Here is a 15217-nt window from a genome sequence, read left to right as displayed (position 1 = left end):
CTGGATTGGTGATGTGGACGACTGTCCCCAAGTTTTGCACAGAGTTGTACCCATGAGGTGGATAAGTTGCACACATGTCCTCTAGGACACGCCTTGAATGTGGATAACTTATTTTTCTGTACACATGCAGGACCGGCCCCGTGCCCGTCCAGTGCCGTCGGCACGCCCTGGTGAATGCCTTGGGTGAAATCCTCATCTTAGGGCTGTCAGGGACGGTCCTCTTCGTAGAATCGTGGCTATGGCTTCCGATGACTACACCGACTACACCCATCCCGAACAGCGTCCCACCGATCGTGCCCAGACCGGCCGTGACATGCTCTTCGACCGGGTGCCCCCGCATGACGACGATGCGGAGATGGCCGTGCTGGGCGGCATGCTCATGAGCAAGGATGCCATCGGCGAAGTCAGCCAGATGATTGAAATATCCGACTTCTACCAGCCCAAGCACCAGACCATCTACGAGGCCATCGTCACCCTCTTCTCGGCCTCCCAGCCGGTGGATGCGGTCCTGGTGGCCAACGAGCTGCTCAAGTTCGGCGACCTGGAGAAGGTGGGAGGCACCGACTATCTGCACTCCCTGGTGGCCTCGGTCCCGACAGCCGCCAACGCCACCTACTATGCGGAAATCGTCCACCAGCGGGCCATCCTGCGCAATGTGATCGCGGCCGGCACCAAGATCGCCCAGCTGGGCTACTCGGCCGAGGGCTCCCAGGCCGAGGACATCGTCAACCTGGCCCAGGCCGAGGTCTACGAGATGAGCGTGGGCAGGGTCCGCCAGGATTACGAGGCCATCGGGCCGGTCGTCCATGACACCCTGGACCAGTTGGACAAGCTGCAGAACGGCGACATGGAGCGGGGCGTGCCCACCGGCTTCAAGAGCATCGACGACGTGACCCAGGGTCTGCAGCCCGGGCAGATGATCGTGGTGGCAGGCCGCCCCGCCATGGGCAAGTCCACCCTGGGCATCGACTTCGCCCGCGCCGCGGCCCTCCACAACAACATGACCACGGTGGTCTTCTCCCTGGAGATGAGCAAGACCGAGCTGGCCCAGCGCATCATCTCGGCCGAGACCGACATCCCCCTGGTGGCCCTGCGCCGGGCGGACGACATCACCCCCGAGCGTTGGAACACACTGAACACCTTCTGGAGCAGGCTCCAGGATGCCCCGCTCTTCCTGGACGATTCGCCCAACATGAGCCTGATGGAGATCCGTGCCAAGTGCCGCCGGCTCAAGCAGACCAACGACCTGAAGCTGGTGGTCATCGACTACCTGCAGCTGATGACCTCGGGCAAGCGGGTCGAATCCCGCCAGCAGGAGGTCTCCGACTTCTCGCGCGCCCTGAAGCTGCTGGCCAAGGAGCTGGAGGTTCCGGTGGTGGCGTTGAGCCAGCTCAACCGCGGTCCCGAGATGCGCAACGACAAGAAACCCATGCTCTCCGACCTGCGCGAGTCGGGATCCATCGAGCAGGATGCCGACGTGGTCTTCCTGGTCCACCGGCCGGACTTCTACGACAAGGAGGACCGCCCGGGCGAGGCCGACATCATCCTGGCCAAGCACCGCAACGGCCCCACCGATACCTTCAAGCTGGCCTTCCTGGGCGAGAAGTCCAAGTTCAAGGACATGCCCCAGGACTACCAGCAGGGAGGGGTCTGATACCGGAATCCGACTGGAAGATTCTCTACCTCACTTTCTTGATCATGACGGCTGCGATGGCCGAAAAGATCGTCATGGTGATGGCAACCGGGAAGACCAAGTTGTAGCCTCCGCTGACGGTGACTATGGTCGACGTGAAGACCGAACCGATAGCTTGCCCTGCGCAAGTAGCTATGTTGATGAAGCCCAGGTCCTTGCCTGCGTTCTCCTTGTTGGGCAGGACGTCAACATTGAGTGCTTGATCTATAGCGGAATACATGCCGTACCCGAAGCCGGCTACGCCTGCGAAAAGCAGCATTCCAGTGGGAGTGGGGATGGCCCATGCCAGAGCGATGCCGATAGCATAGAGGGCGCAAGCGAATATGATGGGTGGTTTGCGCCGTTTGATCATATCGGATATGGGCCCTGACGAGAAGGTCGCTATCAGGGAAACCACCATGGTGATCATGGACATAGTGGCGATGACGGACCCTGCCTGTGCCTTGGTCTGGCCGATGCGATCCTCAAGGATATAAAGCTGGTAGGCTGTGATCATCTGGTAAGCGATCAGCAGGCCGGTACGGCATATGAAAGCCTTCCAAAAATCTGATGCTCCCTTAGTCGGTGGCGTGAAGGCGTGGACTAGAACTTTCCAGACGGGCTCGGCCGTCTTGGGGATATCCTTGTTGGAGGCCTCGCGTGGAATGACTGCCATGGGAATCCATCCGGCAAGAAGAAGAGCAATGCCTGCCACTAAGAATCCGACTTGGGTGTGATTGATGAAAGCCGAATCCATGAGGGTTCCTATGCCTTGGCCGATGACTGCGCCTCCGCCAAAGGCGGCTGCTGCTGTTCCGCGGTCTTTTTCAGGGACACGGTCCGAGAGGACGGCGGTGATTGGTGCGGTCATCATGTTCAGACCGATGAGTGAGATGCAATAGATGATTCCCACCATTGACCCGCTCTTTGGTAAGCCAACTGCATAGAAGCAGACGCCATCAACTACGGCGCCCGCAACGATCCACGGTGTTCGTCGCCCAAATCGTGAACGCGTCCTGTCGGACATACTTCCGATAAAGACGTTGATGAACATGGAGAGAACGGCTCCAACCCCGCTGATAGTGCCCAAGAGGGCAGAGGGGTTGGCTACCCCGATGTCTTTGAGACGTTGGGGAAGAAGGACCGCAACCGCTCCATTGAATCCTATGTAGACCAGAAGGTTGTAGATGAAGAGGCCTACCACATAGCGTAGCGATTCCGCCTTACCTTTCTTCGCGGGTTGATTCGATGCTGAACCAGACTCTGGAGTCGCTTTAGCTGTCGGATCTGTCGCTGGCTTGGATGTTGACATGATGCGTTGCCTTCTTTGCCTAGTCAAGCTTGATCCAAGCGGAGGCGTCTTGTGGAAGCCGACCGTCTGCTGTGAGTGGTTCAGAAGTCAGAAGAATCCTGCCGTGAGGCAGCGTTAGAGGCTCTTCACTGAAATTCGTGACGTTGGCCCACCCATTAGCGCGGCGGTAGGCGATTGAACCGCCAGGGTATCCGTTAGCGCCATCATGTCTATTAGAAGCCTTGTCGTAGTCTTCCAACCAGGTAATGCCGGTATCGTCTGTCTGGTTCTCGTGACGGAGCCTGATTACCTGCCGGTAGAAGGAAAGCATGGAGTCGGAGTTAGCCTCTTCCACATCAACTGCGTGTTGGGCGAACCAATCCGGCTGGGGCAGATGGGGCTTCTCAGAGGTCTGGCCGTCAGGCTTTCTCTCGGGTGAGAACCCGAAGGAATGCTTGTCCTTGCCGATCCAGGGCAGGGGGACGCGAGCTCCGTCCCTGCCTTTCCTGGCCATGGATTCCTTGGCACTGAAGGCCGAGGGGTCCTCGAGTTTGTCCCACGGGATATCAGCAACATCGAAGAGGCCTAGTTCTTCTCCCTGGTAGACGTAGGCCGAACCAGGTAGGGCCATTTCCATCATGATGGCCGCTCTGGCCCGCTTCAATCCCAGGTCTCGATCCTCGTGATATGTTGTTCCGTCACGCAGAAGCCAGTCCTTGGCAATGGTATGGTATTGGCCATTATCGGATTTGACCTGAGGGAGGGCGTAGCGCGTGGCGTTTCGGGGAATATCGTGATTGCTCATCACCCAGGTCGAGGTAGATCCTTCGGTCCGCGCAGCGGACGCTATTCCGTCCTCGATGGCTAAGTGCATTTCGTCACGGAGCCAGTTGCATTTGGCGAATTCGAAGTTGAAGACCTGACCGAGTTCGTCCTGGCGGGCGTAGAGATATTGACGGTTGGCTGGAACCCAAGCCTCGCCCACGGCAAAACGTGCCGGCGTGTACTTGTTGAAAACTTTGCTGCGCCACTCGCGATAGATCTCGTGGACCTCGTCACGGTCGTAAACGGGGTGGGTGCCATCATCTACTGTTACATTCATGGAGTCTAAGTCGTAGTCATCTAGATCGTCTCGGTCGAGGTCCTTGGCCAAGCCGTTGGCTACGTCGATACGGAATCCATCGGTGCCGTGGTCACACCAGAAAGTCAGCGTCTTAATGAAGTCGTTGCGCACTTCCGGATTGTCCCAGTTGAAGTCAGGTTGTTGTTCTGTGAACAGATGCAGATACCACTGACCGTCTGGGACCCTGGTCCATGCGGGGTCCCCGAAGTTACCTACCCAATTGCTTGGAGGCAACTCGCCATGTTTTCCCTTGCCGTCGCGGAAGATGTATCGATCCCTTGCTGCTGACCCTGGGGCAGAGTGAAGAGCTTCCTGGAACCAAGGATGAAGATGGGAGGAGTGGTTGGGAACGATGTCGACCATCACCTTAATGCCTCTGCTATGTGCCGCTTGGGTCAGCATGTCAAAATCGTCCATGGTCCCCAGCCTTGGGTCAACGTTCCTGTAGTCTTCTACGTCATATCCGCCGTCTGCCAGTTCGGAGGGATAGAAGGGGGATAACCAGATGGCATCGACTCCCAGTTCCTTTAAGTAGTCCATCTTACTGGTGACCCCATTGATGTCACCCAGGCCTGAGCCTGTAGAGTCCTTAAAGCTGCGGGGGTAAATCTGGTAGATCACCGCTTGTTTCCACCAGAGGTCAGCTCTAGTAAAAGCGTTTTTATTATTAGTGTTATTTTCTTGCATAACTTCAGTATCCTCACTGATCAATTAGTTGCTGTATTACATCATTGTGCCTTATAATCCCGTGCATTCTTCGAAGGGGATTATTGCTTCCTAAGAATAATAGCGCTTGCATTAAAAAGTCAAATTATGAGTGTGCTTCTAGGATTTGCTCCGATATACTGTGAGAGGGATGTACTGTCCTTGCTGGAAAGGTTATGAAATGTCTAGGGTCACCTTGCACGATGTCGCTGTTGAGGCAGGTGTCTCAGATTCCACAGTTTCGCGTGCTCTTCGTGGTCTGGATAAGGTGGACGGTCGGACCCGTGCGAGGGTGCAGGATGCGGCTAGGCGTCTGCGGTTCTCCTTTGCCAGGAATGCTTCATCGTTGGCAAGCGGTAAAACCATGAGGGTTTCGATTGTTTTTGCAAATGCCCTCAATACATGGTTTGACTCATCTGTGCTCCAAGGAGCTTACGATGTCCTAGTCCGCAACAAGTACGATGTTGTTCCCAACACAGTGCGTACCCACGAACAGCTCAATACCTTTTTTGAGCGTCTTCCCGCAGACGGAAACGTGGACGCCATCATAGTTACTTCTATTAACCTAGGACAAGTGGAATCCGAAATCCTTGGTCAGTTGACCATACCCACGGTCGGGCTTGATTCGGGCAACCTGACGGGATTTGATGCCTCCGTTCTCTTGGATGACAAACGTGCTATGCGGGAGGCAGTCGGGCTCCTGAAGCAGCTTGGGCATCGACGCATCGCTTTTGTGGAGCAGCCGGCTCCGGGAGATTTTCATTTTACTTCTCAGTTACGGGCTGATGATTTCATGGAGGCTGCTCATCAGCAGGGTTTTGTTGGCGAAGATGCTCAGCGTTTCGATATGGGTAAATTCAGTGACTACTACACACAGGATGTGGCTGTTTCCTCTGCGGTGGCTCGTCTGTTGGCTGCAGAGGCTCGCCCGACAGCCATATGTGTGGAGTCAGATGACTTCGCCATCAGCCTAGTTGCCGAATTGCGGCACTTCGGGATACGCATTCCCGAGGAAATGTCGGTGATCGGCTTCGACGACACCAACGTGGCTTCTGCTGTGAACTTAACAACGATCCATCAGAATCCAATAGAGATGTCTAGAGACGCAGCTACTAAGGCCTTGATATTAATGCGTGGAGAGCATCTCCAGGAACCCCATTCATTAATGACTCCCGCCTTGGTCCTACGGGGGACCACGGCACGCGCACCACAGCAATAAGACCCGGATGTGGTGGGGATGGCCAGGAAGATGCAGAATGCTTGGTGGGGAAGTCGTTAGAGCCCGACTCAGAAGCGCGTATCGTCCGACAACCTGAATTAATATGACTCTCGCCGACCGAGGGCTCGTACTAGGACACGTGTCCTTTGTAGAATCAAGTCTATGGCCTCCGAAGATTGTGATCAGTGCGCTTCTCGTATGTCGCCCTGCGAAAGGTTATTCTATGAGTTTTGGTTGTGGAAACTTCGTATTCCTCACTCGTACTGACGCAAACATGGAGACTTGCAGCAATCAACGGGAGGAGGCCTAATATGAACTGGCAACGTTGGCGCTCCCTCCTGGCCCTTCTGGTCGGCAAGGCGGTGCGTCTCGTTTCGCGTCTGTCCCATCACGGCGGTTCGGCCCTACCTGGCAAGGTGGTGGAGCGGATCGACCCGGGCTTCCTGGCCAGGACCCTGTCGGGGCTGCCCCGTGGTGTGGTCCTGGTCTCGGGGACCAACGGCAAGACCACCACCACCCGAATGGTCGCCTCCATGCTGGAATCCCTGGGCCTCAAGGTCTTCACCAATCCGACCGGGTCCAACTTCACCCGTGGCGTGGTCTCGGCCTTGGTTTCCACTCTGGGGCTCTCCGGCCGGCTGCATGCCGATATTGCCGTCCTGGAGTTGGACGAGGCCTATGCGGTCCACTTTGTGCGGCAGGTCAAGCCCCGCTATGCCCTCCTGCTCAATGTCATGCGTGACCAGCTGGACCGGTTTGGGGAAATCGATACTACTGCCCGGCTGCTGGGTCAGGTGGCCCAGGCCACCACGGGCACGGTGGTCCTCAACCGTGAGGATCCGCGCATCGCCAGGTTGGCCGCCCAGACGCCGGCCCGGACCGGCGTGGCCTACTTCGGTCTGTCAGATGACCTGCTGACCTATTTCCCCACTGATGACGACATGCATGCCTCGGACCGGGACGCCGATGGTGCCGGTGCGGCCAGCACCTCCCGCCCGGTCCGCCCCGGTCACCGGTTGCCAGCCGAGGTGACCCTGGAAAGGGTCATGGACCACCGGGCCGCCTTCCGCCTCGACGGGCGGCTTCTGGAGACCGACCTGCGTCTGGAGGGCGTCTACAACCTCTACAATGCGGCCGCCGCCCTGGCGTTGGTGAGGGTCGTTCTGGAGGACAGGGAGCCTGATGATGCAGCACTCATGGATGCCCTGTCCAAGGTCACGCCCGCCTTCGGCCGCGGGGAGGTCATCACCTACCAGGGCGCGCCGGTTGAGCTGGTCCTGGTCAAGAACCCCATGGGCTTCCGTTTGGCCCTGTCCTCCTTCGACCCTGCCGGGCAGGACACCATGATCGCCATCCGCGACGAGTATGCGGACGGGCGTGACATGAGCTGGCTCTGGGATGTGGACTTCACCTCGCTCAGGGATACCGGTGTGGCCATGGTCTCCGGCACCCGGGCCTACGACATGGCCCTGCGCCTGGCCTATGACCAGGTGCCCACGGATGCGATCGAGACCGACCTGGATCGGGCGCTGACAGCCTTCCTTGAGGTGCACCCAGGGCGACCCAAGCGGATCTACTGCACTTACACGTCAATGCTCCGGCTCCGGTCCGCCCTCGGCAGGATCACGAGCGTGGACGATGCCGGGGTGGGCGCATGAGCGAGCGAGCCAAAAGGAGCGCAGGAATGCCGCAGCCGCAGGATAAGACCAAGGCCGTGGGAGACCATCCGCCACTGCAGATCCTCTCCCTCTACCACCGTGACATGAACATCTACGGGGATTCAGGGAACATACTCAGCGTGACCCGCAGGGCCGAGCTGTACGGGTTCCGCCCCATGGTCCGCTATTACGATCCCGGTGATGCCTGGCCGGAGCGGATCGATATGATTCTGGGTGGCGGTGGCCAGGACCATGGCCAGGAACGGATCATCGACGATCTGCGGGAGCGGGGCGGGCTTCTACATGATCTGGCCGACCAGGATGTGCCCATGCTGATGATCTGCGGGCTCTATCAGCTCTTCGGCCATTATTTCGAGACCTCCGACCATGAGCGCCTGGAGGGGGTCGGCATCCTTGACGTGCATACCGTTGCCAAGCCCGAGCGGATGATAGGCAACCTGGTGGAGCAGGCAGAGGACTTCGGCAGGGTGGTCGGCTACGAGAACCATTCGGGCCTGACCTACCTGGGGGAGGGGGCCCGTCCCCTGGGCATGGTGACCGAGGATGGCCGCGGCAACAACGGCAAGGACCACACCGAGGGGGCCCGATGGAAGAAGGTCATCGGCACCTATATGCACGGGTCGCTGCTGCCGAAGAACCCGGCCATCACGGACTTCCTTATCGAGGGGGCGGCCGAAAGGCGGTACGGCCAGGGCACCTTCGCCCAGATGAAGACTGCCATGGATCAGAGGAGTCGGAGCGAGCTGGAGCGGCTGGACTCCCTGGCAGATCAGGCCAGCCGTATCGCAGCCTCCAGGCCCAGATGAAGGGGAGCCTGCGGTTCTCTGCGGGTCCTGCGCAGATTCTGATCAGCGGTCGGAGGGCAGTGTCAAGGAGACAGGGCGTTGCGGTCCCTCTTGCCATGGTGTCGAATCGGATCGGTTAATGATAACCAGCTAGACTGTAAAGAGAGACGGCCGCTCGTCTCTTGGCGGTCAAAAGAGCCCGGTACTTCAAGGGCGTATGAATGCTGGGAGGCATATCATGTCGGATTTGCATATCGGTGACGGATTGCACAAGGTGCTTCTGGCTGGCATCGGAGCCTTGGCCACAGGCGTGGAGAAGGGCCAGGAGGTCATTGACAACCTGGTCAAGAAGGGCGAACTGACGGTCGAGCAGGGCAAGATTCTCAACACTGAGCTCAAGCGGAACAGACAGAACCCTCCTGCTCCTGCTCCTGCTGACAGCGCGCCTGCACCAGCTGCTGGCGCGCCCAGGCCTGCGACTCATGTTGCTCCTGATCCCCGCCGTCCCGACCACGAGCCCCTGGCGCCAATGCCGAATCGTCGGTCCGGGTCCATCCCTATCACATCCAATGATCCCATTGTGGGTCAGCAGGGCTGAAGGCGGTCGATTACTGTCAGCGTCGGTCGTCTGCGCCGGAATGTCTGCCGCTGGTCGGCCATGCGGATAAAGGACGCAGGTGAGTGGTGAGTATGGATGCCATGAACGGGCATGATGCCCCTGTGCAGACCATCGGCCTCTTCGGGGTCGGTACGGGAGAGCGGCAGGGGGCGGCAGGAAGGATCCGGCACAGGCGTGGCAGGGCCCGTCGACTGGCCGAGATGATCCGCATCGCCAACCGGTTCGACATCATCCACGGTCTGACCCCGGTCACCATGCGCCGATTGTTCGAAGCGCTCGGACCCACTTTCGTCAAGGTGGGCCAGATTCTCTCCATGCGTTCGGAGATCCTGCCGGAGGCCTTTTGCCGTGAGCTCTCCAAGTTGCGCGCCGACGCGGATCCCATCCCGTATTCCGTGGTGACCAGCACCCTGGCCGCCGAGTACGGCCGTCCGCTCGACCAGATCTTCTCCTCCATAGACCCTGTTCCCTTGGGGTCGGCTTCCCTGGCGCAGGTGCATCGGGCCCGCCTGGTCAGCGGTGAGGGCGTGGCTGTCAAGGTCCAACGCCCAGGGATTCAAGAGACCATGGCCCAGGACATCGACATTCTGCGCAGCATGGTCAAGTGGGCCTCCCGGTTCGTCCGCAGCACCCAGGTGATCGACATCCGCGGGGTTGTCGAGGAGCTCTGGGAGACCTTCCAGTCCGAGGTCGACTTCCAGCAGGAGGCCGCCAATCTGGCTGAATTCAAGGATTTCTGCGACTCATACGCCTACATCGACTGCCCGAAGCCCTATCCCGAACTGTGCACCAGGCATGTGGTGGTGATGGAGTACATCGACGGGATATCCCTCTCACGGCCTGCCCAACTGGTGGCTCAGGGCTATGACCTGAAGGAGATAGGCACCAAGCTGGTCGACAACTATGCCACCCAGATCATGGACCGGGGCTTCTTCCACGCCGATCCGCACCCCGGCAACATCATCATCCGCGATGGCTGCATAGTGCTGATAGACCTTGGCATGGTCGGCCGCCTGGACAAGGTGACCAAATCGGCCTTGAAGGACATGATTTTTGCAGTAGGCCGCGAGGATTCACCGGCCCTGGCCCAGGGGCTGCTCCGCTTCGCCGGTACGGGAGAGGCCAGGGCCGAGGACTACCCCTACCTTCTGGCTGATCTGGATGCGGTCGTCCAGCGGTTCGGCAAGCTGGATCTGGCAGATCTGGACATCGCCGAATATGTCAATGCCGTTATGAAGCTGGCCGCCCGGCATGGCATCAAGGTGCCGGGGTCGGTCACCATGGTGGCGCGGTGCCTGGTCACCCTTGAAGGACTCTTGGACGAGTTCCTGCCCGAGGCCAACATCGTGCAGATCATCACCGATCATGTCGCCTATAGCCAGGGCACGGGATCCATCCTCAAGGAGGAGACCCGGAAGCTGGGCGTCCAAGGCGACTTGGCCCTGCATGGGCTTTTGGGCGCCCTGGCTGAGTCCCGGACCGCAACCAAGATGCTGACCCGTGGCCAGCTGCGTGCCAATGTGCAGCTGGTTGGCTCCGAGGAACCCCTGCAGCAGCTGTCCGACATGGTCAACAGGCTGACCATGGCCCTGATCGTCGTCGGCCTCTATGTGGGCTCCTCAATCGTCTACTTCGCCCGCATCAAGCCGGTGGTCTTCGGTATCCCGGTGGTCAGCATGCTGGGATACGTGGTGGCCTTCATCCTTTCGGTCTGGATAGTCCTGGATATCCTGATCAAACATCGGGCCCTCAAGCGTCGGCGACGCAACGGCGAAGCCTAGGCTGAGAGCCCGCCCATACTGGACAGATACAGATACTGTCTGATGCTGAATCAGCCGGCGAAGTCCTCCACGGTTTCAGGATCCTCGTGGTTCATGAAGGCGGATTTGCCGGTGTCCATGGCCCGCAGCCGGCCCATCTCCTGGTCGCTGAGCCGGAAGTCCCAGATGTCGAGGTTCTCGCGCATGCGCTCGCGGTGGGTGGTCTTGGGGATGACGATGACCCCGTCCTGGACCAGGAAGCGTAGGGCCACCTGGGCTGCGGTCCGGCCGTGCGCCTGCCCGATCTCAGTCAGGGTCGGGTTGGTGAACATGCCCTGGCGGCCCTCGGCGAAGGGTCCCCAGGATTCGATTCGGGTGCCGTACTTGTCCATGTAGGTGCGTTCCTGGGGGCGCTGGTGGAAGATGTGGGTCTCCAGCTGGTTGACGGCCGGGACGATTCTGTTGAACTTGACCAGGTCCACATAGCGGTCGGCATAGAAGTTCGAGACGCCGATGGCCCGCAGGACACCCTGGTCATAGAGGTCCTCAAGGGCATGCCAGGCTGCGTAGTAGTCGTTGAAGGGCTGGTGGAGGAGGACCAGGTCCAGGTGGTCCGTGCCCAGCTTCTTCATGGACTCCTCGACCGAGGCCTTGGTCTTGTCGTATCCGTAGTTGGTGATCCAGACCTTGGTGGTCAGGAAGACCTGGTCGCGGTCGAGGCCGCTCTGGGCCAGGGCATCTCCGACGGCCTGCTCGTTTCCATAGGCCTGGGCCGTGTCGATGGCCCGGTACCCGGTCTCCAAGGCATCCAGAACCGAGCGGCGGCACTCGTCCAGGTCGGCGATCTGGTAGACGCCGAAGCCTTCCATGGGCATGAGGACGCCGTTGTTGAGCTTAACGGACGGGACGGAGGCGGATAAATCATTCTGCATGGTACTGCGCTTCTTTCTTGGCAGATTGCTCGACGGAGTTGGCTAAAGGCGGGAGCGTGCCTCTCTGATCTGCTTGTTCAAGGATAGGGCCTTGAAGCAGCTTGAAGTCAAGCCGGCAAAGCGCGTCCGGCCTCCTGCGATGCTAGCGTGGGTAGTGGAGTAGCTGATGGCTGGAGGCGATGATGGGGTCCAAAGCACGATTGGCCGGCAAGGTCGCACTGGGTCTGGGATTCGGGTTTTTGGGGGCCTGGTGCTGGGCCCTGGCTCCTGGCCTTTCGGTGGTTGCGGGCCGAAGAAAGCCTGTGGGCCTGTCGCTGCATCCATATGCCCATAGGGGTCTGCATGATGCTGGCTCGGGGATGGAGACGACCAATCCCAATCCTGGCCAGTCCGCCTACCTGCACCGTATTCATGATTGCCTGAAGGTTGCGTCCGGTAAATCCTTGGGCAGGCATGCCTCGGCTCCGGCCAACCCGCGTCGGGTAGTGGCGCCCGAAAATTCGCTGGCTGCCTTCGAAGCGGCCTGTAGGGCCGGCTACGGGATTGAGTTGGACGTCCATCTCAGCCGTGATGGCCAGGTGGTGGTCATCCACGATGGAGATCTGCGGCGGGTGGCTGGCGTCAATAGAGCAGTAGCGGACCTGACCTACGATCAGCTGCGGAGGATTCCCCTGTGCCCAAGCCCTGCTCAGGCTCTTGAGTCCGTGGAAGGGATTTCTGGCTCTGCCGACCACGATGGCGGTCCCGAAATAGAAGGCGAGGACCGGGACCTCAACGATTCCGAGGTGCAGCATGTGCCTCTTCTGTCCGAGATACTCGCTCTGGTGGATGGCCGGGTGCCCCTGGTTGTCGAGATCAAGATGGACCGAGGCTTGGATCGGGAGCTTATGCATCGGACCGATGCCCTCCTGTCCAGGTACCAGGGCCCCTATGTGATTGAATCATTCAACGTCCTGGCCCTTGCCTGGTATCGGATTCACCACCCAGGTGTCACTAGGGGACAACTGGTCGCCCCTTACCACGGCCGGGTGGACACCTGTTCCTCGGCTGTGCGCTGGATGGCCGGGTCCCTCCTCTTCAATTGGCTGGGGCGGCCGGACTTTGTGGCCTGCGAGTGGCACAGTGGGCATTCGCTGCCCATGCGTCTCTATCGGTTCCTGGGTGGAACGCCCATCGCCTGGACGGTTCGTTCCGAGCGTGCGGAAAAGGCGGCCAGCCCGGACTTCGACGGGATCATCTTCGAGTCGTATCTGCCCGAGAGCTGAACCAGCTATACAGCCCGGAGGCTGCAGCGGCCAGGCCTATCGCCCAGAGTGCCATGGTCAGGAAGTAGCCGTAGGGGAGAGGCACAACGCTCATGTCTATCTGGCCGGACAACTGGTGGAAGATGACGGCAAGCACCCCCGCCATGGCCAGGGCTGAAAGAAGGATGGCCGAAAGGGCATCGATTACTGACTCCCAAATCGAGGAGCAGACTAATGTTCCACGTGAAACACCGGCAGCCTGCATTCTCCGATTCTCCTGGCGACGTTCATTGACTGCGATGGCGCATGCCTGGATCAGGAATATGGCCGTTAGGACGATGGCCCCGTTCGCTATCTGGGGCATGGCCCGTTGCACCTTCTGTGACCTTTGGATGTTGGAACGAATGTACTCCTTCTTGGTGCAGGCCTTGATGCCCTTCCTGTCCCATGAAGCATTGAGTTGACTGATCAGATTGCCTGTCCGAACTCCTGGGGCGGTCCTGGCCAGGGTGGTCGATCCACTGTTGTCGGGCGCCAGTTGCGACAGGTCTGCATCCGTCATCAGGTATTCGCCCGTCTGCCCTGTCGGGGTCATATCGACTACGGCGGTGGTGGTCAGCGTATGGCCTTTGTCGTACCTGTCGATCAGAGTCAGCTTGCGACCAATAGGGTTTTTCTCCTGGGTGCGGCCACTTGCAATAACGGCGATCTTGCCCGGCCCCAGGTCAGCAGCGGAGCCCTTGATGAAGATTGGGCTAATTGTATTGACGCTCTTGCCTGCTTTGTTGACGTGCATAGCCATGACGGAAGGTTCGTCATTGCCGCCATTATCTTCCTTGTCCGCAGTTGTCCAGGATCCCTCGCTATAGGTGACTGCGGATTCGATGTCTGCAATGGACCGAAGTCGGCGATCCAGGTCTCTTGGATCATTGGTCTCTGCGTTGATCATGGTTTCGGCAGCGATCGGCTTATACCGGCTTATGGCTTCTTGTGCCCAGCCGGATCGTCCCAGGGCTATAAATCCGGTTACGATGACCAGCATCAGTATGATCGGCACTGCTACGGCGGTGGAGCTCCGGGTTTTCTTCCGCGCCCTTTGCCGCGCCAGGAGACCGGCGCCTCGGAAGGCCAGTTGGAAGGGGATGCCGATCAGGTTGGCACAGGCCGGAACTAGGACAGGGGCCAGGGCGCCGATGATGACGAGCAGACAGCCGGTCGAGGCCATGATCTGGATTTCAATGTCCATGCCCTTGAAGCGATGATAGACCATGGCCAGTCCTCCAGCCAGGCCGGCCAGGGCGATTATCAGGCGAAGAGGACCGATTGACTTGGTCCCTGACCGATTTCCCGAGTCCTGCAGGGCCTCGATGGGAGAGATCGCGGTAATCCTCCTGGCAGCGAACCAGGTTCCCAAGAGGCCTGCCAGGAGTATCCCTACGAAAGTGAAGAAAATTCCCGTGGGGTGGGGATGCGCGGTCATTTCCAGCGCTTCAAAGCCTGAGTTGATTAGGGACTTGGCGAATGCGGGCACCAGCAGGCATCCCGCCAAACTGCCCAAGAGGGCGGCCAAACCTACCGGAATCATGAATTCCAGTAGGGAGATGAATCTCACGGTCCTGGGAGAGGCGCCTGAAAGCCGCATCATGGCATACTCGCGACGACGGCGCTCGATCAGGAACCCCACAGAAGTGATGACCAGGAAGATGGAGACGAACCCGCATATGCAGGCGTACCCTATGGATATCTGTGAAGCGCCGTCTTGGAAGGACAGGGTCATAGCGCGGTCGTAGGAATTCATCGCGCGTGTATCCGGCATTCCGTCGCCCTTCCGAGCGGCAATGGCTACCTGGACCCAGGCGCTGGTAAGGACCGAAGCGGCCATGACCGCCAGGACCATGACCGTGTAGGAGGACCGATGTTCATGCAGAAAGGATCGCACCAGGGAGGCCAGGCCAGGAGTGCGTACCTTGGTCCGACCTGCGGTTTGCGAGCCGCCCCCACCCATCGGTCCTGAGGTCCCGGCTCCTGTGATTGATCTACCTAGGGAAAGGGAATTGCCCTCCATGGTGTGCTCCTTTCTCGCCCTTGAATGCTGCTGCTGTTCTTATTGCAACACCGGGAGATAGCTCTTTCAGGGTGTTTTCAGGGTCAGACCAGGGAAGAACCAGGGTGGCGATCAGCGATTAAG

Annotated in this window: 10 protein-coding genes and 2 pseudogenes; 8 read left to right on the top strand and 4 right to left on the bottom strand. The window is 59.3% G+C overall.

Annotation, left to right across the window (positions count from 1 at the left end; translation table 11 throughout):
* Positions 1-313: 313 nt before the first annotated feature.
* On the top strand, positions 314-1654 hold the full coding sequence (gene dnaB / locus DKK74_RS07950; RefSeq protein ID WP_110413688.1) for a replicative DNA helicase: 1341 nt from the start codon (positions 314-316) through the stop codon (positions 1652-1654).
* Between the two features lie 25 nt (positions 1655-1679).
* Here dnaB and DKK74_RS07945 read toward each other — a convergent pair whose 3' ends face one another.
* Positions 1680-2984: an MFS transporter gene (locus DKK74_RS07945; protein WP_110413548.1), complete on the bottom strand. Its 1305-nt coding sequence runs from the start codon at positions 2982-2984 to the stop codon at positions 1680-1682.
* A 19-nt stretch (positions 2985-3003) separates the two neighbouring features.
* Entirely contained in the window at positions 3004-4773 is a 1770-nt protein-coding gene (locus tag DKK74_RS07940; RefSeq protein WP_110413547.1) for a glycoside hydrolase family 13 protein, read from the bottom strand.
* Between the two features lie 169 nt (positions 4774-4942).
* Here DKK74_RS07940 and DKK74_RS08960 point away from each other — a divergent pair.
* The 6 genes and pseudogenes from DKK74_RS08960 to DKK74_RS07915 form a co-directional block, all read left to right on the top strand.
* A pseudogene (locus tag DKK74_RS08960) lies at positions 4943-5101 on the top strand (LacI family DNA-binding transcriptional regulator); the annotation flags it as partial.
* Between the two features lie 36 nt (positions 5102-5137).
* Entirely contained in the window at positions 5138-6010 is an 873-nt protein-coding gene (locus tag DKK74_RS07935) for a LacI family DNA-binding transcriptional regulator (RefSeq protein ID WP_258334496.1), read from the top strand.
* Positions 6011-6321: 311 nt separating this feature from the next.
* On the top strand, positions 6322-7668 hold the full coding sequence (locus DKK74_RS07930; protein ID WP_110413545.1) for a Mur ligase family protein: 1347 nt from the start codon (positions 6322-6324) through the stop codon (positions 7666-7668).
* Between the two features lie 26 nt (positions 7669-7694).
* Positions 7695-8495 (top strand): type 1 glutamine amidotransferase, encoded by an 801-nt coding sequence (locus DKK74_RS07925; RefSeq protein WP_110413544.1) that lies wholly within the window; start codon positions 7695-7697, stop codon positions 8493-8495.
* Positions 8496-8712: 217 nt separating this feature from the next.
* Positions 8713-8877, top strand: a pseudogene (locus DKK74_RS08975) (phasin family protein); the annotation flags it as partial.
* Between the two features lie 287 nt (positions 8878-9164).
* Positions 9165-10874, top strand: a complete 1710-nt coding sequence (locus DKK74_RS07915) for an ABC1 kinase family protein (protein ID WP_110413542.1) — start codon at positions 9165-9167, stop codon at positions 10872-10874.
* Between the two features lie 50 nt (positions 10875-10924).
* Here DKK74_RS07915 and DKK74_RS07910 read toward each other — a convergent pair whose 3' ends face one another.
* Positions 10925-11785, bottom strand: coding sequence for an aldo/keto reductase (locus DKK74_RS07910; protein WP_110413541.1), 861 nt, complete (start codon positions 11783-11785; stop codon positions 10925-10927).
* A gap of 182 nt (positions 11786-11967) precedes the next feature.
* Between DKK74_RS07910 and DKK74_RS07905 the strand changes: the two genes are divergently transcribed.
* Positions 11968-13050: a glycerophosphodiester phosphodiesterase family protein gene (locus tag DKK74_RS07905; protein WP_181414962.1), complete on the top strand. Its 1083-nt coding sequence runs from the start codon at positions 11968-11970 to the stop codon at positions 13048-13050.
* On the opposite strand, the gene DKK74_RS07900 is transcribed toward DKK74_RS07905, so the two are convergent.
* The gene (locus DKK74_RS07900; RefSeq protein ID WP_110413539.1) at positions 13019-15094 is read right to left on the bottom strand and encodes an ABC transporter permease; all 2076 of its coding nucleotides are present in this window, start codon (positions 15092-15094) and stop codon (positions 13019-13021) included. The two genes, DKK74_RS07905 and DKK74_RS07900, sit on opposite strands and share 32 nt — an antisense overlap.
* Positions 15095-15217 lie beyond the last annotated feature (123 nt).

Origin of the sequence: Bifidobacterium asteroides, assembly GCF_003202755.1 — a bacterium.
Classification (GTDB): domain Bacteria; phylum Actinomycetota; class Actinomycetes; order Actinomycetales; family Bifidobacteriaceae; genus Bombiscardovia; species Bombiscardovia asteroides_F.
This window is presented reverse-complemented; position numbering and strand designations above follow the sequence as displayed.

Excerpts from the sequence above, each read along its gene's own strand:
- dnaB (WP_110413688.1), top strand. The coding sequence starts at position 314 with ATGCTCTTCGACCGGGTGCCCCCGCATGACGACGATGCGGAGATGGCC.
- DKK74_RS07945 (WP_110413548.1), bottom strand. The coding sequence starts at position 2,984 with ATGTCAACATCCAAGCCAGCGACAGATCCGACAGCTAAAGCGACTCCA.
- DKK74_RS07940 (WP_110413547.1), bottom strand. The coding sequence starts at position 4,773 with ATGCAAGAAAATAACACTAATAATAAAAACGCTTTTACTAGAGCTGAC.
- DKK74_RS07930 (WP_110413545.1), top strand. The coding sequence starts at position 6,322 with ATGAACTGGCAACGTTGGCGCTCCCTCCTGGCCCTTCTGGTCGGCAAG.
- DKK74_RS07925 (WP_110413544.1), top strand. The coding sequence starts at position 7,695 with ATGCCGCAGCCGCAGGATAAGACCAAGGCCGTGGGAGACCATCCGCCA.
- DKK74_RS07915 (WP_110413542.1), top strand. The coding sequence starts at position 9,165 with ATGGATGCCATGAACGGGCATGATGCCCCTGTGCAGACCATCGGCCTC.
- DKK74_RS07910 (WP_110413541.1), bottom strand. The coding sequence starts at position 11,785 with ATGCAGAATGATTTATCCGCCTCCGTCCCGTCCGTTAAGCTCAACAAC.
- DKK74_RS07905 (WP_181414962.1), top strand. The coding sequence starts at position 11,968 with ATGGGGTCCAAAGCACGATTGGCCGGCAAGGTCGCACTGGGTCTGGGA.
- DKK74_RS07900 (WP_110413539.1), bottom strand. The coding sequence starts at position 15,094 with ATGGAGGGCAATTCCCTTTCCCTAGGTAGATCAATCACAGGAGCCGGG.